Source organism: Paraeggerthella hongkongensis, from assembly GCF_003726035.1.
Lineage (GTDB): Bacteria > Actinomycetota > Coriobacteriia > Coriobacteriales > Eggerthellaceae > Paraeggerthella > Paraeggerthella hongkongensis.
Map to the genome: position 1 here is coordinate 48,231 of NZ_QICD01000004.1, position 26,653 is coordinate 74,883.

A 26,653-nucleotide genomic window follows, 5' to 3' on the forward strand; every position below is an offset into this window, starting at 1 on the left:
CACAGGTATTCGTGGTACGAATAAAATACATCACGTTTGAAGGCTTTGAGAAGCCTTGTAAGACACGATCTTAGAACTGAACGTCGTTTTTAACGTCTTTCGATGTTTTGCGTTGCAAATCAGCAATCATGGCTTTCTCAAGCGCACGGCGAACGGCGGCGTTGTCCACCGTGGCGACAAGCTCCTCCACCGCCGCGGTCTCCTCAGGTGCCAAAGAACGGCGCGCAGCGGGACGCGTGGGCGCGGCGGAAGCCGCGACACCAAGTTCGTCAGCGGAGTCAGGCCGAAACGGATGCCTCGATTTCATATCGAAGCGCGATGGCTTGATGCAGAACGCCTCCACGTGCTCGCCTTGCTCGTTGAGCTTCATTTTGAGAAATTCCTGCCGCGCGTCAAGGTCGGACCGAATCATGCTGTCGTCTGAATACACCACCAACACGGTGCCGCCATCCGTCACCCTCGCTGCAGCGCGCGCGTCGTCCACATCATCCGCCCGCATAACGTACACCGCGTTGATATGGTCGAGAACCATAGGCGCCGCATCTTTGTAAACGGCTTCGACGGCTTTTCTCCACATGACCTTCACCGCCGCCGCGCGACGAGCGCGGGCGCCGGAATCATCCCCTGCGCCAAACGAAGCCATCAATTCCTTCAAGCCGCTTCCCAATGTTTTCACGACCGATCGCCTCGATCCCCTAAACGAACCACCCGAGCGCGCGCAAGCAGATCCTCGTCGAAATACGACAAATTCGTCGTAGTTATGAACGTCTGAATATCCCCGGCTACAAACGACACGAGCGCGCGACGTCGAGCGGAATCAAGCTCGCTCATCACGTCGTCGAGCAACAGCACGGGCTTCCGTCCTAGAATATCTTGGATAAGTGACGCCTCGGCGAGCTTGAATGCCAGAACCACCGATCGTTGCTGCCCTTGGCTCCCGAACACGCCCGCATTGCTTTCATCTATGAAGAACTCGATTTTATCCGCATGAGGTCCTATGAGCGCTCGGCGGCGCGCGATTTCGTCAGGAAGCCGCTTCTGCAGCGCACGGGACAGCAAGGCGCGCGCCTCGTCGCGGCCGAACGAATACGAGCACGGCACGCTTGGATCGTGATCTTCCCACGACGGCATATAGCACGCCGTCAAAGACTCCCGACCTTCGGTAATCTCGGAGTAGTAAGAACTCATCGAACTTGCCAGCTTCTCGAACAACGCGCTGCGGTAGCACGCCAGCTGCGCGCCGCAGGTGACGATCATCTCGTTCATGCTCTCGATGAGCAACGAAGACGAATCTTCTTTGAGAAGATGATTCTTATGGCGAAGCACTTTTTCGTAGTCGCGTCGAATCAAGTAATGATTCGCGGAAAGCTGGGAGCCTAGCGAATCGAGAGCCGTGCGGCGGACGGACATGGAACCCTTCGACAACTCCAAATCATCGGGCGTGAACGTCACCGAAGGAACAAGGCCCTTCAAATCTGCCGTACGTTTGGGCTTCCCGTTCAGAAGGTGCTTCTTCTTTCCGTCAGCCAGCTGAACGCCCAGAGCCAATTGGCGGCTTCCGTCGGTGACATCCGCCTGCAACCGGCTAAACGAAGCGCCCGCACGCACCAGTTGGGGTACCGTAGGATTCCTGAACGACGATTGAGCCGTTAGAAGCTGTACCCCTTCGATAACGTTCGTCTTGCCTGCAGCGTTCGGCCCGACGAACACCGTCAAAGGACCGATGTCGCTCAGGTCGAACGTTTCATAGCTTCTAAAGTCGCAAAACGAGATATGAGATATGCGAAGATCCACTGCGGACGCTTCTCACGCTTTACGAAATGCGAACTGGCATGACCAAGTAGAGGTAGTTCTCACCTTCGTCAGCCTTGAAGATACCGGGCTTGAGCGCGGACTGAACCTCCAGGTACACCTTATCGGTCGCGACCGACGACAAGCCGTCCAAAACGTACGCGTAGTTGAACGCGATCTCGACGTCTTCCCCCTCGCCTTCGCATGGAAGAGTTTCCTGAGCGGTACCCACGTCCTGAGCCACGGCCGATAGCTGGGCGGTTTGAGACGCTATGTTGATATCGAACTTAACCGGAGAACTCGTCTGCCCCAGAAGAGACGTGCGCTTCACGCCGGCCACCAAATGTCCAACCTCCATGCTCACGCGCGTGACGTACGAATCAGGGAGCAGTTGGCGGTAGTTGGGGAAGTTTCCCTCAATGCGTCGGTTGATGAACACGGTGTCGTGATAGGTCACGACGATCTGGTTCTCGGCCAACGCAAGCTTGAGCGGATCGTCGGTACGCTGCATGGATGCAATCTCCTGCAAGAACGAACCCGAGATAACCGCTTGAAAATCCTCTGCTGCCGAATCGGGAAGGTCGGCTTCCGTTATAGCCAGGCGATACGAATCGGTGGCGACCATCTTGAGCAGCGTTCCTTCCAGCGTGATAAGCACGCCGGTCAGGATCGCGCGGCTTTCGTCCTTCGATACCACGCGAGCCACTCGCTTGACCATCGAGGCAAATTGCGAGAATGGAATAGAGATTTCCTGCTGAACGTCAACATGCGGAAAACCGGGGAAATCCTCGGCATCAAGCGTTTTGATCGAGAACGACGACGTATCGCAGGTGATAACTGCTGAATCGCTTTCAGCATGAACGTGTACGGCGGCGTCGGGAAGGTTCTTCACGATTTCAGAGAACAGTTTGCCGGGGAACACGGCTTTACCCTCTTCCTCCACTAAAGCCGGCACGGCATACTGGATGGAAAGCTCAAGATCGGTTGCCTGGAGCGTGAGCGTGTCGCCGTGCGCATCCAGATAAATGCCCGACAGAATAGGCAGCGTCGAGCGTGTCGCGATACCCTTCAAAACGACGGACAGGGCATTCTGCAATTCCGTTTGGTTGATGCTGAATTTCAAGCCGCTCCCTTTCTCTTGCTCTCTATGGTTTCGGTTCAGTATCGCACAATCGAGTCGTTTTCACGTTTGCCACCACGATAAAAGCTCTGCCGCGCGCCCAAAGCGCATGTGAAGAAAAGGACTTGGAGCATGGCGGCGCACATGCATCTAAAAAGTCTGCTTGCAGGAAGTACGACAGCGCCGCGCGCACATTCGAAAGAAATGGTCGCTTGGTATTGGAGAGACGCGATAAGAGAGATGCCCTGTAAACATAGCTGCAACGTGCATGTTTCACGTGAAACATGCACCGAACGAAAAGCGTAGGCATAAGCTTTTCGTGGCACTTGCAAAATATCATGATCTTCGGGTTTTAGGTTTTAAAGGGTCTTCTTTAAATATATATAAGGTTTTAATAGTTGTAATAATAAGGGCGGTGGAAAAGTGGATAACTGCTAAATTACCAGTTCAGCAGCTGAAAATAATACCTTTTCAGATGTTTAGATCCAGTACCCTCCATCAACATGAATTATTGCTTATATTATCTTTCCAGAGGGTTTCGGGGCTTTTCTTCAACTTGTCAGTCATATTTCAAACGTCTTTCCTCCGAACGTTCGTCCGCCCGTCGAATAGATCGGGCGGACGAATAAGGCTATATTTCCCTGATGATTTGTCGGAGCGTTTCGAGTTCTTCGCGAAGTTCCCGGTTCTCTTTCATTTTCGCCTCGATATTAGATACCGAATACATAACGGTTGAATGGTCGCGGTTGAACTTCTTTCCGATGTCGTTGTACGGTATGTCGACCATTTCGCGGCATAGGTACGTGGCGATCTGCCGTGCATAGGTGATATTGCGCGTTCTTTTCTTCCCTATGAGATCAGCATGGCTCACCTTGTAAAACGCTTCGACTTCCTTTTGGATATCCGCGATGGTCAGGCGTTTTGACGGGCCCCCTGAAAAATGGTTCTCAAGCAGCGCGCGAGCATCGTCAAGCTTCAGGTTCGGTTGGTTGAAAAACGTCATCTGGTAGATAACCTTCGTGACGGCGCTTTTCAATTCTCGGATGTTCGAGCTTGAGCTTTCCGCTATGTACATCTGAATGTCTTCAGGGATGTTGAAATCTTGAGATCCCTCTGCATCCCGGTATTCCTGAACGAAGCTTTTCACAATGCCCAGTTTCGTTTCGATCTCGGGAGGTTGGATATCGAACGTGCCGCCAGAATTGAAACGGCTTTTATAGCGCTCGTCGATATCGATGTTTTTAGGCGCGCGGTCTGCGGAGAGCACGACTTGCTTTCCCTGGCTGGTCAGCTTGTTGAAGATCTGGAATACGATGTCGAGCGTCTGCTTCTTTCCTTGCAAATACTGAACGTCGTCGATCAACAGCACGTCGGCTTCTTCGTAGCGCGTTTTGAAGTTCTTATAGCTGGACTTCTGCTTGTCGTGCGCGGCGCTCGCTTCGGTGTATTCCGATAAGAATTCAGCCGAATCCACGTAAATGGTGGACAGGTGAGGGATGTTCTCGCTAATGTAATTTTGGATCGCGCGCATGAGGTGCGTTTTCCCTAATCCTGATTTTCCATAGATGAACAGGGGATTCAAGTGCGCTTTACCCGGCATTTCCGCAACGGCGACTGCCATGGAATACGCCATGCGGTTGGAATCGCCGATAACGAAGTTCTCGAACGTGAGCGTGGATGTCGGGCCGTCTTGTCCGGCTTCCGCGTCCCCGTCGTCTTCGGTGGCGCTTTCCTCTATGCTTGGGGCAACGTCTTCCGCGCGCGGTTCTTCCGGGCGTATGGCGGGTGCCGGCTCCACCTCAGCTGCTGGTGGCGGCGTCGGCGCAGCAGGCCGTTCCTGGCGCGGAGCGCTGCTCGGCGTGGGCGTTTGCATCTCGTCGGCGGCGGTGATGTCCACTTCTATGATAACGGTGAACGAAACATGGAACAGGTCCTCAAGCGCCTGCTTGATGAACCCGGCGTAATGGCGCTCTATCCATGTTTTGATGAAGTCGTTGTCGGCCGTCAGCATGAGAAAACCCTCGCTCATCGCCTGGGGATGCAGGCGGGAGAAGAAGGCGCTGATCTGCGACGGGTCTATGTTGTTGTAGCTTTTGACCTGGTCGCATACTTCTTGCCAGGTTTCTTCGAGTTTTTGGCTGTTCATACGCTGCTTCCTTGGTGGGTCCGCCCCCGCCTGGGGAGCGACGATGGCGTGCTCCCGATGGCCGTCCGCTTCGTGTTCGATTGTATATAAAACGATAGGGTCAGGCAAAGGGTTACAGGGAAATGGCTACCTGGTATCCCAGATCCGTCAGAATGCGCTTCTGCCCCGCGGTTTTCTCTATCAGTCCGGCTTGCTCGAGCTTCGTCAGCGTTACATACGTGCTCGACTGGGGAACTCCAGTGATGCGCACCAGGTCGGTTACGCCGAGTGCCCCTTCGTTTAAGAATATAGGAAGGAAATCTCGCTCTCGTTGAGACAAGGGCGGCACCAGCGGCGTGACGGAGTGCTGCGGATAACCTGCTTGAGGCATAGGAGACACCGACGCCGCGGGGTACCCGTAAACGGGCGCTTGCATCGGATATCCTGTCGTACCGTACGGTTGCGCCTGATGGCTAGGGTAAACGGTTCCCGGTATAGGGTTCATTGGGACTACATGTTGAATGGGCTGCATGGGTTGAATAGGCTGCGCCGGCACCGTATAGCCTTGTGCTTGGGGCTGGTATGCCTGCTGCTGATAGAGGTTTTCCTGGTAAGGCTGCCCGCCCCGCGCGCCCTGAGCCTGTGGCTGCCTTGCGGGTCCTTCCGCCACGGCGTCAAGCAGCTCCTGCACTGCCGACTCGCTCGGCTGTAGACTGATGGTGACGACGGAGCCGGTGCCCAGGTTGTCTTCTATGGTTATGGTCCCGTGGGAAAAATCCAGGTACTCTTTAACAATGGGAAGACCCGACCCTACGCCGCGAATGTAATGCTTCATGGATTCGACTGCCGAGGAGAATCCCGGAAGCTGCGCCTTGTCTTTCTGGAATATCCCCGGCCCCTGGTCGGCGAAGCGAATCGTGTTTCCGCCATCCAATATGGACACTGTTACCTCTGCGAATTGGGCATGGATGAAGTTTTCCGACACCTCCCGTATCACCGTGTACGGGATGGTTCCTCCGCTGAGCTTCGCTTGTTCGTAAATGCTCGATGCGAGGTTTTCGATGTAATCCGCTGTTGGCGCGGGATTGATCTCGGTGACACGCGGCGCGCTCTTGAGATCGTCGTACAAAGCTATGCGCGCGATCGAGTCGACGTGTGCATAGTCGTACAATGCCGAGTTTTCATCGGGCGTTTTACCTTGATGATCTGCTTTTTCAGTCTGGTTGTTCAATTCTGTTCCGTTTTTCAGATCCGAGATTCAGCATTTTTCAATGACTTTCAACGGCATTGTATACGTTTTCAACTTTAGAATCTATCCACCTGGGATATTCAATGTGTTTCATTGCGGATATTCTCGTTTTATAGAAAAGAAAATCGACTATCTACACGGCCTTTTCAGCGTTTTCCACTTTTTATTCAAAAATTGTGGAAAACTTTGAAGAAAAAAGGAACCGAGGGAAAACCCATAGTGAAAAACTCTTGGGAAATGTTGATAGAACCGTGTCCGGGCATGGTGAAAAAGCGTCTGCTTAACGTATCTTCGGGTATGGCTGAGAGGTTTTCCCGAAACAGTAGATTTGTCTCATTCATATCAAAGAACACCCTCTTCAAAAGCTAGAACTTCATAAAACACCAGTTCAGAAGCCTGGTTATTTGGTTGAAAACAACTAATGCCTGATGAGGGGCTTGTAAAAATAAGCAAATTCGCATCTTGACAAAACGGTGAAACTGGAGATTTCCACAATGATGCTCGAATGAAACAAGAGTTTTCAACATTTTCCACAATTTGATTTCTCGTTTTTGGGGATAAGTTTGTTCGGTAGGACTCTTTTCACGTTTTTGAAGGCGATTCAACGCTGTTTTCGGCATGAGCATGGGGTTTGACATCGATGAGGGAAACGGGCGTTCTTGTTGGCGGGGTGTTGAAACGCGCATTCAGGAGTCTTTTCGACCGAGTCGACGAGTAGCGAATACGCAGCGGCAGACCAGTGCATAGACATGAAACAGAGTTGGCTTGTTCTTGTGAGTTTTGCTTGACTACGCCGTAACCTGCGCTATACTTTCGAGGTTGCTCTAAAACCATGAAAGGGAATCAATATGAAGCGCACGTATCAACCTAACACTCGTAAGCGGGCTAAGTGCCACGGTTTCCGTGCTCGTATGTCGACGAAGGGCGGCCGCAAGGTGCTGGCTGCTCGCCGCGCAAAGGGCCGCAAGCGTCTCTGCGTGTAAAGAGAGTGAGATTGGAGACGATAAAGTCCCGCGAGGACATCTCCGATCTGTTCTCTTGCGGCAAGCGTTTGCATACGCCGTACCTTACGCTCATAGTGTTACCCACGAAGCAGCACGGCCTCAATGGTCGTGTTGCTTTTGTTGCGGGCAAAAAGCTAGGGAACGCCGTCTGGCGCAATAGCGCAAAACGGCGTATGCGCGCAGTCTGTCATGAGCTCGGAGGGCCTTGGAAGGGCTTCGATGTGATATTTCTCGCGAAGTCGGGTATTTGCAGGGGTTCTTATAGTAAAGTGCTAGCAGCATGCGACGAGACGTTGGAACGCGCGGGGATCCGATAAGGTCGATCGATATGAAGGCTTTTGTAAAGCGCTTGCCGTGTACCATTGCGGTGATGTTGATCACCTTCTATAGGGCCGCTCTATCGCCCCTGTTTCCTTCTTGCTGTCGTTTTACGCCGACATGTTCCGAGTACGGACTCATAGCGTTTCAACGTTACGGGTTTTGGAAAGGCTTGAAGCTCACGTTCAAACGTGTGCTGCGCTGCCGTCCGGGAGGTCCGCACGGCTACGATCCGGTACCGTAGGATTGTAGAAGCGGCCTTCTTTGGTATAGAGGAAGGAACAATATACAATGTGGGACGTAATCAAGGATTGGGTGTTCAATATCATCCATTTCTTCTACGATTTTTGCGGCGACTGGGGACTCGCCATCATCGTCGTTACGGTGATTTTCCGTGTGCTCATCTCTCCTTTGATGCACAAGCAGACGAAATCTTCCTATCAGATGCAGAAGGTTCAGCCTCTGATGCAGGAAATCCAGCGTAAGTACGCCGATGATCCTCAGCGTCAGCAGGAGGAGATGCAGAAGCTGTACGCCGAGGCGAAGTTCAACCCGCTGGCCGGCTGCCTGCCCATGCTGCTTCAGATGCCTATCTTCATCGCGCTGTTCCAAGTGCTGAGCGAGATGGGTTCCCGTACGCAAGGCACCACGTATGAGTTCTATAACCTGGTTCCTAGCTTGGTTATGCGTCCTTCCGAGGCGTTTTCCATGGGTTTTGGAACATTTGTTCCTTATTTGATCCTGATGGTTGTGTTCGCTGCCGCCACGTTCTTGCCCATGATTCTCATGCAGATGGGCAACAAGGACAACCCGCAGCGCAAGCAGACTATGATCATGGCGGCCGTCATGAGCGTTTTCATGCTGTGGATCAGCTGGGGCTCTCCTGCCGGCGTGCTCTTGTTCTGGGGCGCTTCGTCTCTTATCGGTATTGCTCAACAGCAAATTTCCATGCGCATTATGAAGCGGCGTGATGCTGAAGCTGCCGAAACTATCGAGGTTAAGCCTATCGAGGTTGACGTTACCCGCAAGGTGAAGAAGCCGCGCCCGACCAAGAAGGACACCGGCAAGAAAAGGTAGCTCGGCGGTGTTTCACGTGAAACACTCCAGCTTTTCTATTTCGATAAAAGGAGTCTGTTATGGCTGAAGAGTTGGTTGAAAACGTTGAGGAGTGCATCGATCCCTCTGAGATTGATTCCACCGAGTTGACCGATGAGGAACTCGATCGTATTGCTGATACTGCGATCGGGGCCTTGCAAGATATCCTCAAATACTTCGATGTTGGAGAAGTTACTATCGATGAGTACGAGGGTGACGAGGGCGAACTAATTCTTGATATTACTGGTGACGATTTAGCTGTGCTTATCGGTCGTCACGGTAAGACGCTCGATGCTCTGCAGTTCTTGGTGTCGGCGATCACGGTGAGGACGATCGGCTTCCGTTATCCGGTCATCGTAGATGTCGAGGGCTACAAGGGTCGTCAGCGAGAGAAGCTTGAGTCGATCGCTCGTTCTTCGGCAAGCCGCGCTGCGAGCCAGCACCGCAGCGTCAAGCTTCGTCCGATGACTCCTTACGAGCGCCGGATCGTTCATATTACGCTTCGTGACGACAAACGTGTCGAGACTGCTTCTGAGGGCGAGGGAAGCGCACGCCACGTGGTGATTCTTCCTCGATAGCGGTACGTTCCTTATTTCGATCGAAAGCCCGTATCTTCGGATGCGGGCTTTTTCATGTTTGAAAGTTTCACGTGAAACATTCCTTTATACTACAGAGAACATCTTATAAAGGAGCATGCATGCACGAAGATCTACTGAAGCGACACCTCGAGCTTGTTATAGAGGCGAATAAAACAACGAACATCACGCGAATTTCAACATGGGACGAAGGCATGCTTCTGCATGTGCAGGATTCTCTCATAGGTCTGCCGGAGTTGAACGATGCTCCTGAAGGTTGGTATGTGGATATAGGGTCGGGTGCAGGGTACCCAGGGATACCGTTGGCAATAGAAAGCGGGAGAAAGACGCTCCTTGCCGATTCTGTAGGCAAGAAAACCGCTATACTTGACGATATTATTACTCAACTTGGTCTTAGCTCGGTAGAAACCTACACGGGGCGAATAGAGGACCTCGCGCGAGAGCATCCGGGTGAATTCGCTGTAGTCACTGCTCGTGCATTATCTCGAGTTTCCGTGCTTATGGAGTTCGCTTCACCTCTTCTACGAAGAGGCGGGCGCTTGATCTGCTATAAAGCTCGTATGGAAGATGATGAATTTGAGCACGCGTTATCGTTGCAGGAAACGCTAGGGATGACCCTTGTATCTGATCGAACGCTTGAATTGGAAGATCGGTGTCGTAGGATCATATGTTTCGAGAAAACGGCGAAGCCAAGGATAAAACTTCCCCGTAAAACAAGTTTTGCCCAAAAACGTCCTCTCTAAGGGTGTTTCACGTGAAACATAGACAGAGTAGAGCGGTTTTAGAAATGCTCCGTTTAAAGGGGCTCACTTTATATAAGATGCAAACAAGGTATACTGTCGTTGCGGTTAAGAAAGGGGGTCCCTGTGGGACTATTCGATAGTCTTAAACGAGACAAAAAGCCAGCCGAGACTGTCAAGCGTGACGAAACCATACTTGTTGAGGATGATTTGTCGATCGATCATATAGAAGTGGTTGAGAGAGAGGTTCCCGCTAAAGTGGAGGAACCTGCTCCGCCGAAGCCTATCAAGTCGTTCAAGGATAAGGCTCCGGTAAAACATGTGGTTGGTCAAACCAAGGTTATGGCCATTATCAACCAGAAAGGCGGCGTTGGTAAATCTACGACGGCGATAAACCTTTCGGCTGCTTTAGGAGAGCTCGGCAAACAGGTTTTGCTCGTTGATTTAGACCCTCAAGGGAATTCTTCAAGCGGTTTAGGCATTGAGAAGAGTCAGGTTTCTAATTGTATTTACGATGTCCTGCTTAACGATGTGCCTATCGAAAACGTGATTATCCCCGATGTGTGCGAAGGTCTTGACGTTATCCCGGCTACCATTAACCTTGCTGGCGCTGAAGTCGAGCTTGTCTCCGAGATGGCAAGAGAGAACCGTTTAAAGGACTCCGTTGGAAGCCTGCGCGGAAAGTACGACTACGTTTTCATAGATTGTCCGCCTTCCCTCGGTCTTCTTACCGTGAACGCGTTGGTAGCTGCTGATAAGCTGCTTATTCCCATCCAATGCGAGTTCTATGCACTGGAAGGTGTGACAAAACTTCTTGATTCGATGAAACGTGTCAAAACTCGCCTTAATCCCACCCTGGATATCTTCGGCGTGCTTTTGACTATGTACGATGGACGTACTACGCTCTCGCGGCAAGTGGTAAGCGAGGTGCGCGGTTATTTTGGAAAAACCGTCTTTACGACATTGATCCCTCGTACCGTTAAGCTGTCTGAGGCACCAAGCTTCGGACAGCCTATTACGCAGTACGACCCGTCGGGAAAAGGTGCTCAGTCGTATGTGGAGCTTGCAAAGGAAGTGATTCAGCGTGGCTAAGTCGACGAAAAGTGGTTTGGGACGAGGTCTGAACTCGCTGCTGGGAGGTGCTTTCGAAGAGGCGGCTCCTATCGAGGCAGCCCCGAAGCGGGTGCTGGTGGAAAACGAGCAAGAGGAAGCACCTCGTCCTCCTCGCTCGGCACCGAGCGACCCGGTGCGTCCTCTTGACGATGCAAGCGTGAGAATCACCTCTTTTCCTGCTGAAGGCGAATCTATCGTCGAGGAAGGAAGTCAAGTAACCATTAAAAGTGTGGTTCAGCGTAATACGGACGAAGTTGCTATTGAGTCCATTAGCCCGAACCCCGATCAGCCTCGCACGAATTTCAAACGGGAGGAATTGGAAGAGCTTGCTGCTTCCATTGAGAAAGACGGGTTGTTGCAGCCTATCTTGGTACGACCGCTTGGTCAGCAAACGTATCAAATCATAGCTGGAGAGCGCCGTTGGCAAGCGTGTAAGCTTGCTGGTTTGAAGAAAGTTCCTATTCGAATCAAAGAAGCGGACGATGATCGATCTTTAGAGCTTGCGCTCGTTGAGAATATTCAGCGCTCCGACTTAAACCCTATCGAGGAGGCGTACGGGTATCGTCGCTTGATGGAGCGTTGTAACTTCACTCAGTCTGAAGTTGCGCAAGCTATGTCGAAGGGTCGTTCGACCGTTGCGAACGCGTTGAGGTTGCTTGAACTTCCTGAAGAAGCGCAGCAGCTTTTATTTGAGGAGAAGATTACAGCAGGCCATGCCCGTGCAATTCTATCCATTCCGACCAAAGAAGGCCGTCAAAAGCTCACCGATAAGATTATTGCGGATAAGTTGACGGTGCGGGAAGCTGAAGCAATCGCGCGCTTGATGTCGGGCAAGAAGAACGAATCTACTCAACCGAAAGCTCCGCTGCCCAAAACTTACAAAACCGTCGCTCGCGCTTTGAAAGATGCTCTGCATACGAACGTAAGGGTTAAATCGGTCAAAGGGAAGAATAAGATAGAGATCGAATTCAAAGACGAACAGGATCTTGAAAGATTGTTCGAGGAGCTTCTTTCTAAGACCTCGTAATGATTTAGACGAGTTTGTACTCCAGAAACACCAATATATGACGTCAGAAGGGCTTAGAAGAGCCCTTCTGACGTCATAGTGCTTTCAATAGGTTATCTACCCCTGGTTTTTACGATACGTGTTTTTCAACTGTCCGCACGCTCCGTCGATATCGGAGCCGCGAGAATCGCGCAAGGTAGCTTCGGTGCCATGCTTCTGAATTTCACGGAGCCAGGTTTCAATGGTTTCCCGATCGCTCGGTTGAAAAACGGAGCCAGGTACAGCATTGATGGGAATCAGGTTAACATGGCAGTGAAGACCGGAGCAGAACTCCCTCAGTTTGGAAAGCTCTGCGTTCGAGTCGTTCACGCCTTCTATCATGATGTATTCCAACGTCACGCGACGGTTGGTTTTTTCGACATACGACTGCAGCGCCTGTTTGAGATTTTTAAGCTTGTAACGATCGACTTTTGGCATAAGTAGATCGCGGGTCCCTTGTGCGGCGGAGTGGAGCGATATTGCAAGTGTGAACTGTTCGGGTTCTGCGGTGAACTTTTCTATACCGGGAAGTATGCCGCAGGTTGAAATGCTGATATGGCGCGCACCGATCCCGACTGCCTTCGGATCGTTGAGTATGCGCAGTGCGGCGAGCGTATTGTCGTAGTTGAGGAACGGTTCGCCCTGGCCCATGCCGACAGCGTTTGTAACCCGCGTTCCCATATCCTTCTGGATTAAGAGTACTTGGTCCACTATTTCACCTGGAAGGAGGTTCCTGGTGAACCCTTCCCTTCCCGTCGCGCAAAAAGCGCACGCCATGCCGCACCCAGCTTGCGTAGAGAAGCATACCGTCAAACGATCTCCGCTTCTTGAGGGTATGGCAACCGTTTCGACGCACACGCTGTCTTCGTACGATATAAGGTACTTTCTAGTGCCGTCGCTCGATATTTGACGATCAACTACTGAAGGAGCATCTATCGAGAACTTCTCTGCAAGAGACGATCTGAACGATGCAGGGAGATTCGACATTTCATCAAACGACTGCACGTTGTGTGTATAGAGCCATTCGTAGAGTTGCTTTGCGCGGAATGCCGGCTGTCCCAGATCTTTCGCGATCTGAGCAAGACCGTCAAGTGTATAAGCTTTAATTGAAGTATTCATGCCGGTCATTATACATGTTTCACGTGAAACATTGCTCTTCTCGCGTCATGGTTTTAGCTCGGTGTTGTTCGTTTTGCTATACTGCTGACGTTCGTATCCATAGGGTGAAAGAAGGACGCATGTCTGAATGCTTCGATCCGCGCGAGTGTCGCGTGGCGTTGCTTGCCGGGGGAAAAAGCGGGGAGCGAGAGATATCGTTGGCTTCTGGAGAAGGGGCTTCTCAAGCTCTGAAGGAAGCGGGATTTAACGTGACCGTCCTTGATCCTGCTGAGAAAGAGGATTTGAAGCGTCTGATCGACGAACCTTTCGATGTTGCGTTCCTATGCTTGCACGGAAAACTTGGCGAAGATGGCACGGTGCAGGGCTTTTTGGAAGTGATCGGGCTCCCTTATATTGGTTCAGGGGTGTGGTCGAGTGCCTTGGCTATGGATAAGGCGAAAGCGAAATTATACTATCAGCAGCATGATATTCCTACGCCTCCTTCGGTGGCTGTTCGCGCAGGCGATTCCGTTGACGCTCATCGGGTTATCGCTCTTCTTGGGGATCACTGCGTGGTGAAGCCTGGTACGGAAGGCAGCGCGCTCGGCGTGTTCATCGTCGAGGGAGAACAGGCTATTCTGGATGCGGTGGAAAAGGCACTTGAGATAGACGACGAGGTTCTTATCGAACGATACATCAAAGGCACCGAGCTGACTGTTGCGGTTATCGGAGGGAACGATCTACAGGCTCTTCCCATTATCGAAATTGTTCCTAAAAGCGACTTTTATGATTTCGAGTCGAAATACGCTCCCGGTGGGTCGCAGCATATCTGCCCTGCTCCACTTTCTGACGAAACAACGAACATGGTGCAGGAGTTGGCTATCAAAGCGCATAAGGCCCTTGGATGCGACGGGGTTTCGCGCTCCGATTTCATTTTAGAAGAAGATGGGTCGTGCTGGATTCTGGAAACCAATACGATTCCCGGCATGACCGGCACCTCGCTTTTGCCGGATGCTGGCAGGGCGGCGGGAATTTCCTTCCCTGACCTGTGCACGAAGTTGGTGCAGTACGCACTTCGCGTCTAAATTTTCAACGATGGGATAAAATGGAGCGCGGTCATGAACCTCGCTCCATTTTTTTGCTAGCGTTTACAGTATTCCGCAGGACTTCAATCCGAACAACGCCAAGGCAACGATTGCAAGAAGGAATATCCAGCTTATCGCATAACATCCCTTGTTTCCCTTACGCCCTTGTTCGATCAGTTTCTCGCTCATTTTGCGGCGGCTTTTCATAATGACGGTTCCAGGCTTTTTTTCAGGAAGAGGCACGGTGTCTTTCGGTTGCCACGATCCCTCGCTTTCGACGATCTGCTGAACCGCTTGATCGCCGAACGAGACATCGGGACGAACTCCATCCGCCAAGCGCGCTGAAATTCCTTGTATAAAGGAACTCATAGGATGCTCAAGTTCTTTCTCATAGCAGACGAGCGCGACTTGCCCCCAGTAATGACCCGGATCGGGTGCGTCGGTGAACGCTATGAACGACAGGATTGCCTTGAGGTTCCATCCGCGGGCAACAAGAATGCTGAGCGTGCGAGAAGTTTCGTCGTCAAGGTACCCGATAAGCCCGCCGAAACGGTTTTTCAGCCAGGCAACGCTCTTCTTGTCTTGCACGATGAACTCTAGTTCGAACACATCGCCAACCAGGTTGTCGGCGCCAAGAAGAGCCGCCGCATCCTTCTTGGATTTTGTCTCGAATCGAGCGTATGTTCCGAAATAGCGTTCCGCCTGCATCTTTTCTCCTCTACCATGGTGTATCTCAGGGTGTGTCGGGCGTGTAATCACCGTGTTTTAGGTTTGTGCGATCCTATGATAGATGATAGGCTGATAGCTATGGATAATCAAAGTATGCTCAAGCAGGATACCCTGCAAAGTTTCATAAGCGATGGAACACTTCAGTCCGTATGCGACCGCTATGCATCGCTTCCTTCATGGGCGGACTCCCTTGATTTCGGCGAGCTTGACCGCAACGTGGTTGTGCTCGATACGGAAACCACGGGTTTCTCGTACAACCACGATGAGTTGACCCAAATTGCTGCTGCTCGCTTCGAGCAAGGTGAGATTGTGGATTGGTTCATCACGTTCGTGAATCCGGGAAAGCCTATTCCGGAGGAAGTTGCTCGGTTGACCGATATTCACGACGGTGACGTTGCCGATGCTCCGTCTCCTGAGGAAGCGCTTGCGGCTTTGGCGGCGTTTGTCGGCGATGCGAGCGTGGTTGCTCATAACGTCGATTTCGATCGCACGTTCACGACACGCCACCCCAGCGGGTATCCACTTTTAGAGAACACTTGGATCGATTCTCTCGATCTTGCTCGCATAGCTTTACCACGTTTGAAGTCTCATCGGCTTCTGGACCTCGTGCGCGCTTTCGGCGCACCGCTTTCCACGCATCGTGCCGACGCCGATGTAGCAGCCACATGCGCCATCTATCGCATCCTTCTTGCCGGCGTGGCATCTATGCCTCCCACGCTGGTGAAAGAGATCGCTCGCATGGCAACTCCCGATCAGTGGTCTACGCAAGTTGTGTTCGATCGTATTGCCGATCTTCAATCGAGTGAAGCGTACAACGAGGTCTTTTCCAGTTTTTGGAACGATGTTTCACGTGAAACATCGTCGAATGCTGCCGTTGAAGCGGGTGATGTTTCACGTGAAACATCACCGGTTGATACAAAGCACCACTTCTCCCTTCGTGCTTTGAGAAGAGATCGACTGGGCAAAAAAGAGCATGCCCCCAAGATGGATGCAGACGATATAGCTTCTAATCCCCAACGAGAGCTTGTGTTTCCTTCTCAAGAAGCTATCGACCAAGCATTTTCCGAGAAGGGACTTGTGGGAGCTTTGTACGGCGACTTCGAGCCGCGCAAAGAGCAGCGCATTATGGCCGAAGCGGTGCGCGATGCGTTCGCTAGTTCTGAGAATCTTATCGTCGAAGCAGGTACGGGCGTTGGGAAGTCGATGGCTTATCTGGTGCCGGCTGCGCTTACGGCGCAGGCGAACAACATTACGGTAGGCGTTGCGACAAAAACCAACGCGCTGCTTGATCAGTTGGTGTACCATGAGCTTCCTGCGCTCGCTGAAGAACTCCATGCAGTCAATCCTGAGCGACCGCTGTTGACGTATGCCCCATTGAAGGGATTTTCTCATTACCCGTGCCTGCGGCGCATAGACCGCATTGTTTCTGACGGCCCTCAGATGAGGCTTGTGAATGGCAAAGAGCAAACTCAGGCTCCGGCGCTGGCCGCTCTTCTTTCTTACGTGGAACAGACCTCGTACGATGACATGGATGGGTTGAAAATCGATTATCGAGTACTGCCCCGTCGAGCGGTAACCACGACGAGTCATGATTGCCTTCGCCGTAAATGCCCTTACTTCGGAACGTCCTGCTTTGTGCACGGCTCTCGCCGTCGCGCCGAGGCTGCCGACATCGTTGTGACCAATCACAGTCTTCTCTTTTGCGATTTAGTAGCTGATGGCGGATTGCTCCCTTCTATTCGATACTGGGTGGTGGACGAGGCTCACGGGGCCGAATCGGAAGCGCGCAGGGCTTTTTCGGTCTCTCTGGCCGCTGAGGATATTACGCGTCTTGCTCATCGCGCCGGTGCTGACGAAGCTTCCCGTAACGTGTTCGTCCGAGCCGAGCGCCGCGTGGTGGTTTCGGGAAGCGAAGAAGGAAGCTCTCTGTTCTATGCGTTGACCAGCAAAGCTCGAGCTGCCGGGAAAACGTATGCCGAAGCCGCACAGGAATTTGCTTCCCATATGAAAGATCTGCTGTTCTTCGATCAAAACAAGCGAGGCCGAGGATACGAAACGGTAGAGCTCTGGATCAATGGAGATATTCGCAACAGCGCAACATTCGGTCAGGTTGCATTGTTGGGGCGGACTATGGCGGACGCTGCGGAGAAGTTGGTGGCAGCGTGTCAGAATCTGGTTGCGTACTTGGAAGAGGTTGATGGGGCGGCTGAAATTCAGCGCGAGATCGCGTCGATGGCTATCGAACTGAAGGAACAGATCGATTCTGTTGACATCATATTGACCAAGGCACCCGAATCTTGCGCGTACTCCGCTACGATCAATCGCAAAAAAGATCGCGTTGCTGAAAAACTCGAAGCGCTGATGGTCAACATGGGCGCGATTATGAACGAGACATTGTTCGCAAAGACTCATTCCGTAGTATTTGCTTCGGCTACGCTGTCGGTTGATGGGAGATTCACCGCATTTGAGAATTCTCTCGGATTGAACGAAACCGAATTCTCTCAATCTAGAACCTGCAAGCTTGATTCAAGCTACGACTACGACGGCCACATGACGGTGTACGTTGTTGACGATATGCCCGAGCCGAGCGACGCAGCCTACCTCTCTTCGCTGCAGCGCCTTCTGGTGGACGTTCATCGTGCGCAGCAGGGGTCCATGCTGACGCTGTTCACAAATCGTCGAGAAATGGAGAAGTGCTTCGACGAAGTGAGTCCGCAGCTTAAAGAAGACGATCTTCGCGTTGTTTGCCAGAAATGGGGCGTGTCGGTAAAGGGGCTTCGTGATGATTTCCTTGCCGACGAGCATTTATCGCTGTTTGCCCTCAAAAGCTTTTGGGAGGGGTTCGATGCTCCTGGGGCTACGTTGAAGGGCGTGATTATTCCCAAGTTGCCGTTCTCCAAACCTACTGATCCCCTGTCGTGTGAGCGTGCGGCACGCGATGATCAAGCATGGCGTCGATACGTGCTTCCCGCTGCTGTCCTTGAAACGAAGCAAGCGGCAGGAAGGCTTATTCGCAAGGCCGAAGACGAAGGCGTGCTCATTCTTGCTGATAAGCGATTGCTCACTAAGAGCTATGGCAAGGCTTTTTTGAATTCCCTACCAAGCCGAACTATTAAAATCATGTCCGCGTGCGAAATAGCGGACGATGTGCGGCGCGGTCGTGCGTGATCTAGGCTGCGACGGGGTTGTATGGCCAGGAGAGACGACAAGCTAACGCGAGCTGCACATATTAAGAGGCATACGAAGGGCACGTCGAACGAGATTTCGTTCAGCGTGCTCGATGCCGCTCGAGAGGCTCTTGACGGTGGTCGCGCAGAGAAGGAAAAGCGCGGCCCGTTCGGTCATGTGTCCTTGTTTACGTTGCCCGCTCGTAGAAAAAAACCCTCGGGAACCCCCACTAAAGAAAAAGGACTTCCTCTTTCGACGGGTGACTTTGTGTCGGTGGACGACAAAGAGGTTTCTTCGCGCTTCGACGCATTTGATTTTGCAGCTCCAACGATGGGGGGCGCTCAGGTTGCTTCCTCGGATAAGGCAAGGCGTTCGAGGTCGTCTTCGTCAGCCTCTGCGGCATCGAGGAAAGCATCGATTCCTTCTAAACCTGTTCGATCTCCTGAAGAGGAAATAGCCCTGCGCAAAGCTCGCCGCAAATTGAGTAAAGTGGTGGCCGCTGTTGTCATATCGCTTACGATGGTGGTGTTGCTGTCGCTTGGTGGGATGTATCTGTACAACGATCTCAAGAGTCATCAGAGCAACGTCGCGCAATTGGACGAGGCGCTTGATTTGGTGAATCAGGCTGACGAGGTGATCGTGGAGCTTGACGATGTGATCTCGCATCCTTTTGACGAGGGAATGGCTCAACGGCGCAAAGACGTGTACTCGCAGCTTGAAAGCGCGTCTCTTCAATTGAATCAAGCTGACGAAAAAGCCCGCGCTTCATCTCTGAATCTGAACGAATCGCGTGACAAGGAAGCGGCTAATCAGACTGTGGCTGCTATTGCCGCTCGTCGGTCGCTTATTGAGTCGGGTGCGGAGCTGCTCAAAGAGTCTTCCAAGGCTGAAACTGCCGCTATCAACCTTCGAAATGCTTGGAACGAGGTTCTGAGGGCCGATAGCCTCGCGCGCGACGCAGCTAAACTGGTGAAAAATACGACAGCTGAGAATGTCCAGGCTTCAAAAGATAAGACCAACGAGGCTCTTGCTGCGTTCAATACCGCCTATAGCGCTCTTTCCGAGGTGCAACGTGCTTACGGTGAGGCCGATATGAGCGCATTGTTCTCTTATGTGGAAAAAAGAATAGAGTCCCTTGGCTATGCGATAGCTTCGGATGACGCGTTCCTAGCTAAGAATAAAGAAGAAGCGTCTGCCCAGAACGAGGCGTACAACGTTGCCGACGCAGAGGCGGTCGCTCTTGCGAAGGCAATTCCTGAAAAACCCGAAACGCTTGTGTATGAAGCATACGAACAAGTTGTGTCCAGCATGGAAGGGTCGTACTCAACAGCTCGTTTACAAGCGGGGACGGCCGATGCTTTTATTCGCGATTATTTGGGCGCGGAAAGCAAATAGCGTATACTTGCGTTATATGTGCCTTGTAGAAACACCAGGGAACGAAAGGCAAAGCTAATGCCGGAAATAGTAGATCACGTTGCGTATCTGTCCCAGGAAATCGGCCCGCGCCCAGCGGGAACCGAAGAGGAGCAGCAGGCGGCGCTGTACATAACCGAGCAAATGCAGAAAGAAGCTGGCCTTTCCGCAGTGATCGAGGATTTTAACGGTTCTCCGGACGCCGATATTCCCCGCATGATTTGCTGCGGTTGCTCGCTGGTTGTCACGGTTGCGGCTTTGTTCGTGCCTGTTCTGGGCATCGCCTCGGTAGTCGTTACATTGATAGCAGCGCTTTTGTTCGCAGCGGAGGCATTCGATCGACCGGTTCTGTCTAAGGTTTTAGCGCGCGGCGTCAGTCAAAACGTGGTTGCGAAGTACGATCCGGGTTATTCTGCTGAAGCGGGCGGATCTCGTCGACGTAAAGTCGTGCTGGTGGCTCGTTATGACAGCGGCAAGGTTCGCGCCGAGCTGAACGGTCCGCTTACCCAGGCGCTTCCTGCCATTCAATGGACGACGTTTGGGGCTATGGCCTTGCTGCCCGTTATTTTGCTGCTGCGTAACGTGGTGTTCTTGAACGATGGTGGAATGGTTTCCACGGTTCTTAATGTGATCGTTGTCATCCTGCTGGTTCTTGCCTGCATTCCTTTGGCGACCGGCGCTCTTCATAAATTCGCTGCTTACAATGAGGGCGCGAACAGCAACGCTGCGGGTACGGCGGTGCTGCTTGAAGTGGCGCGCCGTGTGGGTCGCGGCCGCGTAAGCGAAGCTGAGCTGGTCGAACGTGGGGAAGCTGCCATTCATGGTGAAGATGCGGCCCGAGCTGCCGGATTGGTCCCCGAGGGAGTCGAGCTGGTATACGAGGCTGAGAACTTGAAGCCTCCCGCGATGGCCCCTCAGACGCCCGAAGCTCGTTTGGCAGCTGCAAAAGCGGCTGTTGCGGCTTTAACCGGAAAACCTGTGGCGGGCGCCGCTGCCGCTGATATAGCGCAGAATCTTGTCCAGATCAAAGAGCCTCCCCTGCCTCGTCCTTCCGACGACGATTATCACGAGGTGCGCGGAGAGGTTTTGGAAGCGTTTTCCACTATTCCTCCCGATACCATGCAGGAAGCGCTCGCTAAGGCTGAAGCCGCCGCTCAGGATGCTGAAGGAATCGTTGCAGTGGGCGATGCTGCCCTGAACGTGGTTTCGTCGGTCGAGCCGACCCCGTATTCCACCGCATTGACGGGTGGGGTTCCCGATTGGTTCACGAAGGCACAGGAAAAGGCAAAAAAGCCCCGAACCGTTGAAAAGCCCGTACAGCGTTCTCGTTATGCGAGTGCGCTCGACGCGGCAGTAAGCGAAAGCGCTGGTCATTTTACTGAGGCGAATATGGCTGTTGAGCGCCGCTTCGAACAGCAGATGGACGCAAGCCGTGATGGCATTCGCGAGATCAAGGCTCCCCAGTGGAACGTTTCCACCGACCATGCCGAAGCTCCTGACAGTGCTTTGAAAGACGGAGAAGCGGTCGACAACGCTGTTTCCGCCGCCGAGCATGGCGCTGAGAACGTGCATTCGTCGGATTCTTTCGATGGATCTGCGACTTCTGCTTCACAGAACTCAGAGAACGATCCGCTGTCCACCACTGCGATGGCCCCTATCGATGTCAGCGGCCTTCGACCGGGTGATCTGCCTTCCATGCCCGAACTCTCCATGCCGTCGTTTTTGGATCCTCGCAAGGTCCAGGAAGAGGCTTTGGCAACGCGTCAAGACGAGCACCGTACGGATAACCGTGTAAACGTGACCGACGGCGTTTCTGAAGAGGAAGAAACGGTGTTCGGGCTTGTTCAGGATACCCCGTTCGACGAGGCGGCGCGCAAACCCATCGTTCTGCCCGATATCGGCGTTTCTGCGGCGAATCCTGCTCCTATCACCGAGCTGCCGAAACAGCGTGCTCCTTTGGCGGACGTTGAAAGCGCTGGCAAAACCGCTGCGAAGAGCCTGCTGACCATGCTTCCTTCCATCAGCTTGGGTTCTTCCGACGGAAACGACGGATTGGATTCGACGTCTGCCGAAGGTTCCCCATCCGAAAAAGGCGCTTCCCTTCGCGCTATGCTTCCGTCTTTGTCGGGGGCTATTGCACGCGCCAATGCGTCCGATGCGAAAAGCTCTAACGTAAATGCTGCGGGATCGTTCGCGCCTGCTGGAGCCACCGGCGCCTTCGCTCCTGTTGGCGATGAACTGCTTGATAACGTGGACCCTGACGACATTTACGTCGACGATGCTGACGACTCGGCGTACGACGCTAACTTTACCGAAACGGGTGCTTTTGCGGGACCTGGGTACGTGGAAATGCCGAAATCGCGCGTCCGTCGCTTGTTCGACCGTTTTCGTCGCAAAGATAAGGAAGAAGCGCCGAGCGCTCGGGAGTGGTTAAACGTAGATGATACGTTCGATGCTCGCACTGTAGGTGCCGAGCGTGGCGGATGGGAAAGCTTCCGCGAGGAAGATGAGTCCGCGGGCGATATCGACCCTTCTGCAACTACGCGTATGGATGCGTACGAGGGCGATTATCTTGACGAGTCGTTCGATGCTTTTGATGAGAACGCTTTTGTCGGTCAGGACGATCGTTTTGAATCCGAAGGATTCCATGACGAGGATCTTGATGTCGAGGACGATGAATTCGACGACTACAGGGGCAACGCTTCTCGCCCGTGGAACGGCGGGGCGTTCTCGGCTCGTCGCGTGGAGAACGCGGATTTCGATTCCGAAAGCCTTGCGGAAGAATCGGCGCAAGCCGCTGCGTCCGAGATCGAGATTTCTGACGAGCTTCAGCAGATATACCAGTTCCGCAACCCTGATATCAATACGGAAGTATGGTTCGTTTCGCTGGGATCCGAGCTTGCTCAAAACAGCGGTATGAAGTCTTTCTTGGCAGAGCATCAGCAGGATTTACGCGGTGCGATCATTATTGATCTTGAAGCTTTAGGCGCAGGCGATTTAAGCATGATTGAGCAGGAAGGCCAGTTCAAAACCGTAAAAACTTCTTCTCGTATGAAGCGGTACGTAAAGAAGGCTTCTCAGGCAACCGGAGTCAGCGTGTCGAGCGGACGTATTCTGTGGCAGGATAGTGCTGCCTCGTTCGCTATCAAGCACGGCCATCAGGCGATGCATTTGGTGGGTATGGCGGGGTCTAAGCCTGCTTACTTCGCCCAAAGCGATGACGTTTTGGAAAATATCGATGAGGAAACACTGTCGTCGAATGCAGACTTTGTTATGGAGTTGTTGAAGAATATATAGTCACCTGCGGATATACTCTTCAAGCATGTTCCAGGTGACCTATAATGGGCAATTGCGCATCTTGGGATGCAAGTTCACAACCTTGATTTAAGAGACGGGCCGCTTTGCGGTTCGTGAGAGTAAAGAACAGAGAGGTGTTTTTCAGCCATGGCTATTGAGGCATATTGCGTGAAGTGCAAGGCAAAGAAGATCATGAAGGATCCCGTTGAGAGCACGACGAAGAACGGCAAGCCTATCACGAAGGGCAAGTGCCCGGATTGCGGCACCACGATCTGCCGCATCGGTGCTGCAAAATAGCCACCATCTCTTTTAAGATTATTGAATGCCCGTCCTACGACGGGCATTTTTATATATACCGAAGGTCTCGTATAATACTCCTTCACCATGGTTTTCACCGATAACTCCCTTTGACTCGTTGTACGGGAGGTTGTTGCGCTTTATCATGGTAAAGATTTCATTCTCCACTCTACAGGTACGCAAGGCCGTCGTTTCAGATTGGCCGTATCCGCTTTATCGAAAAGCCGTTACTGCGGCAGGAAGGATGCGCTATGGGAGACGAGAGAAAACTCGCGCTATACGAAAGTTTCAAAACCATTAACTCGATCGATGTCGACAACTACGATCTATACGACGTTAAGCGCGGCTTGCGCAATGCCGATGGCACGGGTGTCGTAGCGGGATTGACTAATATTGCGAACGTTCATGGCTATGTAATTTCGGATAACGAAAAGATAGCTGATGACGGGATGCTTCGATATCGCGGTTACGATATCTACGATTTGCTTGATACCGATGCTATTGATCGTCGTTTCAACTATGAAGAAGTTGCCTATCTTCTTTTAATGGGAGAACTGCCTACGCAGGATCAGCTGGATCGCTTCGTTTCTGTTCTGGATGCCGAGCGCGAGCTTCCCGATGGGTTCACTGCATCGATGATCATGCGCGACACTCCCCCTGACATCATGAACGTTCTTGCGCGTACCATTCTTTTGCTGTATGCATACGATCCCGATGCTGAAGACCGCAGTGCTCATCATGAGATACATACGGCTATCTCGCTTATATCGCGTCTGCCTCGCATCATGGTCCTTACGTATTACGCGAAGCGCGCGCGTTACAACAATGAGTCGATGATCATGCACCGGTTCCTGCCGGGGCAGTCTACCGCAGAGACTATTCTGTCTATGCTGCGCCCGGATCGTGCATTTACGCCCGAAGAAGCGCGGATGCTCGATATTATGCTGTGCCTGCACGCTGAGCATGGTGGAGGCAACAACTCTACGTTCACGACGCGTGTTTTGACCTCGTCGGATACAGATGCATATTCCACCTACGCAGGCGCGATCGGGTCGCTGAAAGGCCGTAAGCACGGCGGCGCAAACCATCAGGTGCTGGCTATGCAGAAGGAAATCAAAGATCACGTTTCAGATTGGTCTGATGAAGGCCAGGTTGCAGATTATCTGGCGAAGATCGTCAACAAGGAAGCGTACGACAAGACGGGCTTGGTATACGGTATGGGTCATGCCGTATACACGAAGTCGGATCCACGTGCGGTGATCTGCAAGAGGTTTGCGGAAAAGCTTGCGCGGGGAACGGAATACGAGGCGGAATTCCAGCTGCTTGAGAATATCGAGCGTCTTGCCCCTGAGGTTATCTTGAAAGAAAAGGGCACGCGCAAGGATATGTGCGCCAACGTCGATATGTATTCAGGCTTCGTGTATTCGATGATGGGCATTCCCGAAGACCTGTTTACTCCCCTGTTCGCGTGTGCTCGTATGTCAGGATGGGCTGCGCACCGTTTCGAGGAAATTGTTTCAGGCAAACGTATTATTCGACCGGCTTATAAATCCGTTCGCAAAGGAAAGCGCGATTACGTTCCCATGACGAATCGTTAAAGAGCACAGTATTATTCAGGAAAAGCCGATGTTTCACGTGAAACATCGGCTTTTCCATTTTAGAGCATATCGCTACCTGATCTATAAAGGACGGGTGCTAGATTGGTTTGCATCTGATGCGCCGTTCATGTCCAAATATCTGGGAGTTTAAGATGTTTCACGTGAAACACTGGGATAATCCCTAGTTCCAAATCAAATCGATCATTTCCTGCCTATCGTGAACGTTCATCTTCGTGTAGATATGAGTTACATGGGTTTTCACGGTGCTGCCGGACAAAACAAGTTCTTCCTGGATAAAGGAGCGAGTCCTTCCCTGCGCGAGCAGTATGAATACTTCAGTTTCGCGAGGAGACAAGCCATATTTCTTAGCCATATCCATACAGGTATCGGTGACAGTTTGAGTGAGATCCGCTTCCTCTTTCTGATTCGATGGGTTTTTCTCGCTGTTAGATAGGCTTCTTTTTTCATCGAAGCTTTGCTTATCACGACGAAGCGTTGAAATGACATAGAGGGAAACGATAACCAAAGCGTAGGTTGCGAGCATGGTTATCAAGGTGATGATGATGGGCGCTTTGCTCAAGAGGATTACCCATGCTATTGAAACGCCGGCATACAAAGCTCCTGCCAGCCCTATTACACGATACGATGGAATGTCCAGCACGTCGAGCGCTGTAATGGCGATGACCCAAAATAATAAATGAGCAAATAGCTCATCTATTTGGATAACGCTGGTGAGCATGGTGAGCGTTGCTCCATCAGGGCTTGCTTGTACGGCTACGACTAAAAGCCCGAAAAGAATGAGCAGCAAGGCTGGTTGGAATCGCGTCGAAAGCGAATATCCGGCTAATGCAATGAGTGCAAAGTAGGCAAAAGCCATCACGCATGCAGCCGGGATCAAAAAACCGCTGAGCCAAGGGATGTCCGTGGAGATGGTGGCGTTCGTGTCGCCCCACATCCCCAAAAAGCTCACCGACCGTATAACTGCCAAAACGACAGCGGAAACCCCTAGCAGGACGAAAACGCTGCGACGATCCGCCTCGGGCGCTTTCCCGGATTCATGCTGCTTGATGGGGATTCCGAACACCGTGCGGGAATCGCTTCCTGCACTACCGTTCGCCGCCTCTTCAGCTTGGCTGAATTTTCGCACCTTAGCGCACGAGGCTTCGAATGCGAGCGCTGAAGCTATGGGGACCGCCATGGCGATGAGCATTTGCGTTTCCGGGCCGACCAGGGCGCTCAGGCAAAGCAGAAGGGGCAGCTTTATGATGAGCCCGCCCGAGATGCAAAGGACTATCGTGATGAATCCCTGAGTTCGCGCCAGCATGAGGTTGTAGCGCGCCACAAGCCAGAAATAGCAGGCACCTGATACGAAAAGCCCACCTATAGCCATGAACACCGGGTCGAAGAACGTTTGATGGTACGACATTCCGAAGCATCCGGTTCCGAAAGCCGCAGCAAGCGGAAGTATGAAGCGCAGCGTTGCGTCGGCGTGTTTGAGCGCCCGCGGGATGGCGATATAGGCAAGGGAAAACGCAAGGATGCCTGCTAAAAAGAACAGTCGAGGATTCGCCCAGGAGTCGATGCCCGACGCTGATGAGAAAAATCCAAGCGTATGGCCCATGAGGGTGCACCATACCAGGTTCAAACCCAAACCAAGCGAAGCAAGCATGATTCCAGGACAGGGCATCCCCTTCCTGCAGTTCTTCCGTATATTCATACCCTTTTTTCTGAACCCCTCTAGATATAGCCGTCTGCACGAGCGTTTCCCCTGA

22 protein-coding genes are annotated in these 26,653 nt (G+C 52.4%); 14 read left to right on the forward strand and 8 right to left on the reverse strand.

Annotated elements, in window-relative coordinates; all coding sequences use genetic code 11:
- Window positions 1–70: 70 nt before the first annotated feature.
- The 5 genes from DMP08_RS03585 to DMP08_RS03605 all read right to left on the reverse strand — a co-directional run bounded on the left by DMP08_RS03585 (window position 71) and on the right by DMP08_RS03605 (window position 6,267).
- Window positions 71–676, reverse strand: coding sequence for a phosphoadenosine phosphosulfate sulfotransferase (locus DMP08_RS03585; RefSeq protein WP_123191614.1), 606 nt, complete (start codon window positions 674–676; stop codon window positions 71–73).
- Window positions 673–1,794, reverse strand: coding sequence for a DNA replication/repair protein RecF (recF, locus tag DMP08_RS03590; protein ID WP_123191615.1), 1,122 nt, complete (start codon window positions 1,792–1,794; stop codon window positions 673–675). Before recF ends, DMP08_RS03585 begins: the two co-directional genes overlap by 4 nt.
- A gap of 19 nt (window positions 1,795–1,813) precedes the next feature.
- Window positions 1,814–2,914, reverse strand: coding sequence for a DNA polymerase III subunit beta (gene dnaN, locus DMP08_RS03595; RefSeq protein WP_123191616.1), 1,101 nt, complete (start codon window positions 2,912–2,914; stop codon window positions 1,814–1,816).
- Between the two features lie 628 nt (window positions 2,915–3,542).
- Window positions 3,543–5,057, reverse strand: a complete 1,515-nt coding sequence (dnaA, locus tag DMP08_RS03600; RefSeq protein WP_123191617.1) for a chromosomal replication initiator protein DnaA — start codon at window positions 5,055–5,057, stop codon at window positions 3,543–3,545.
- Between the two features lie 112 nt (window positions 5,058–5,169).
- On the reverse strand, window positions 5,170–6,267 hold the full coding sequence (locus tag DMP08_RS03605; protein WP_170158402.1) for an ATP-binding protein: 1,098 nt from the start codon (window positions 6,265–6,267) through the stop codon (window positions 5,170–5,172).
- Window positions 6,268–7,133: 866 nt separating this feature from the next.
- Here DMP08_RS03605 and rpmH point away from each other — a divergent pair.
- From rpmH to DMP08_RS03645, 8 genes are all read left to right on the forward strand, one after another.
- Complete coding sequence (gene rpmH / locus DMP08_RS03610) at window positions 7,134–7,268, forward strand: 50S ribosomal protein L34 (RefSeq protein ID WP_013981168.1); 135 nt, start codon at window positions 7,134–7,136, stop codon at window positions 7,266–7,268.
- Window positions 7,269–7,273: 5 nt separating this feature from the next.
- A complete protein-coding gene (gene rnpA / locus DMP08_RS03615; RefSeq protein ID WP_244596772.1) occupies window positions 7,274–7,606 on the forward strand; it encodes a ribonuclease P protein component in 333 nt (110 codons plus the stop codon).
- Between the two features lie 11 nt (window positions 7,607–7,617).
- Window positions 7,618–7,851 carry a membrane protein insertion efficiency factor YidD gene (gene yidD / locus DMP08_RS03620; protein WP_123191619.1) on the forward strand — a complete coding sequence of 78 codons (234 nt, stop codon included), beginning with the start codon at window positions 7,618–7,620 and terminating at the stop codon, window positions 7,849–7,851.
- A 47-nt stretch (window positions 7,852–7,898) separates the two neighbouring features.
- Complete coding sequence (locus tag DMP08_RS03625) at window positions 7,899–8,684, forward strand: YidC/Oxa1 family membrane protein insertase (RefSeq protein WP_123191620.1); 786 nt, start codon at window positions 7,899–7,901, stop codon at window positions 8,682–8,684.
- Between the two features lie 59 nt (window positions 8,685–8,743).
- Entirely contained in the window at window positions 8,744–9,280 is a 537-nt protein-coding gene (locus DMP08_RS03630; protein ID WP_123191621.1) for a Jag family protein, read from the forward strand.
- 119 nt (window positions 9,281–9,399) lie between these two features.
- Window positions 9,400–10,041 carry a 16S rRNA (guanine(527)-N(7))-methyltransferase RsmG gene (gene rsmG, locus DMP08_RS03635; protein ID WP_123191622.1) on the forward strand — a complete coding sequence of 214 codons (642 nt, stop codon included), beginning with the start codon at window positions 9,400–9,402 and terminating at the stop codon, window positions 10,039–10,041.
- A 123-nt stretch (window positions 10,042–10,164) separates the two neighbouring features.
- Window positions 10,165–11,130, forward strand: coding sequence for a ParA family protein (locus DMP08_RS03640; RefSeq protein WP_337959664.1), 966 nt, complete (start codon window positions 10,165–10,167; stop codon window positions 11,128–11,130).
- Window positions 11,123–12,178: a ParB/RepB/Spo0J family partition protein gene (locus DMP08_RS03645; RefSeq protein WP_244596773.1), complete on the forward strand. Its 1,056-nt coding sequence runs from the start codon at window positions 11,123–11,125 to the stop codon at window positions 12,176–12,178. Before DMP08_RS03640 ends, DMP08_RS03645 begins: the two co-directional genes overlap by 8 nt.
- 96 nt (window positions 12,179–12,274) lie before the next feature.
- Here the strand turns inward: DMP08_RS03645 and rlmN are convergent, their stop codons facing one another.
- Complete coding sequence (rlmN, locus tag DMP08_RS03650) at window positions 12,275–13,324, reverse strand: dual-specificity RNA methyltransferase RlmN (protein ID WP_475733533.1); 1,050 nt, start codon at window positions 13,322–13,324, stop codon at window positions 12,275–12,277.
- A 110-nt stretch (window positions 13,325–13,434) separates the two neighbouring features.
- On the opposite strand from rlmN, the gene DMP08_RS03655 reads away from it, so the two are divergent.
- Window positions 13,435–14,379: a D-alanine--D-alanine ligase family protein gene (locus DMP08_RS03655; RefSeq protein WP_123191623.1), complete on the forward strand. Its 945-nt coding sequence runs from the start codon at window positions 13,435–13,437 to the stop codon at window positions 14,377–14,379.
- A gap of 63 nt (window positions 14,380–14,442) precedes the next feature.
- On the opposite strand, the gene DMP08_RS03660 is transcribed toward DMP08_RS03655, so the two are convergent.
- On the reverse strand, window positions 14,443–15,138 hold the full coding sequence (locus tag DMP08_RS03660; protein WP_244596774.1) for a hypothetical protein: 696 nt from the start codon (window positions 15,136–15,138) through the stop codon (window positions 14,443–14,445).
- A 63-nt stretch (window positions 15,139–15,201) separates the two neighbouring features.
- Here DMP08_RS03660 and DMP08_RS03665 point away from each other — a divergent pair, with 63 nt between their 5' ends.
- The 5 genes from DMP08_RS03665 to DMP08_RS03680 all read left to right on the forward strand — a co-directional run bounded on the left by DMP08_RS03665 (window position 15,202) and on the right by DMP08_RS03680 (window position 24,881).
- Entirely contained in the window at window positions 15,202–18,276 is a 3,075-nt protein-coding gene (locus tag DMP08_RS03665) for a helicase C-terminal domain-containing protein (protein ID WP_123191625.1), read from the forward strand.
- Between the two features lie 21 nt (window positions 18,277–18,297).
- Window positions 18,298–19,671 (forward strand): hypothetical protein, encoded by a 1,374-nt coding sequence (locus DMP08_RS03670; protein WP_123191626.1) that lies wholly within the window; start codon window positions 18,298–18,300, stop codon window positions 19,669–19,671.
- A gap of 57 nt (window positions 19,672–19,728) precedes the next feature.
- Window positions 19,729–22,986: an aminopeptidase gene (locus DMP08_RS03675; RefSeq protein WP_244596775.1), complete on the forward strand. Its 3,258-nt coding sequence runs from the start codon at window positions 19,729–19,731 to the stop codon at window positions 22,984–22,986.
- A 147-nt stretch (window positions 22,987–23,133) separates the two neighbouring features.
- A complete protein-coding gene (locus DMP08_RS12490) occupies window positions 23,134–23,283 on the forward strand; it encodes a DUF5679 domain-containing protein (protein ID WP_169999052.1) in 150 nt (49 codons plus the stop codon).
- A 251-nt stretch (window positions 23,284–23,534) separates the two neighbouring features.
- Window positions 23,535–24,881 carry a citrate/2-methylcitrate synthase gene (locus tag DMP08_RS03680; protein WP_123191627.1) on the forward strand — a complete coding sequence of 449 codons (1,347 nt, stop codon included), beginning with the start codon at window positions 23,535–23,537 and terminating at the stop codon, window positions 24,879–24,881.
- 181 nt (window positions 24,882–25,062) lie between these two features.
- Here the strand turns inward: DMP08_RS03680 and DMP08_RS03685 are convergent, their stop codons facing one another.
- A complete protein-coding gene (locus DMP08_RS03685) occupies window positions 25,063–26,502 on the reverse strand; it encodes a helix-turn-helix domain-containing protein (RefSeq protein ID WP_244596776.1) in 1,440 nt (479 codons plus the stop codon).
- Window positions 26,503–26,653: the final 151 nt, after the last annotated feature.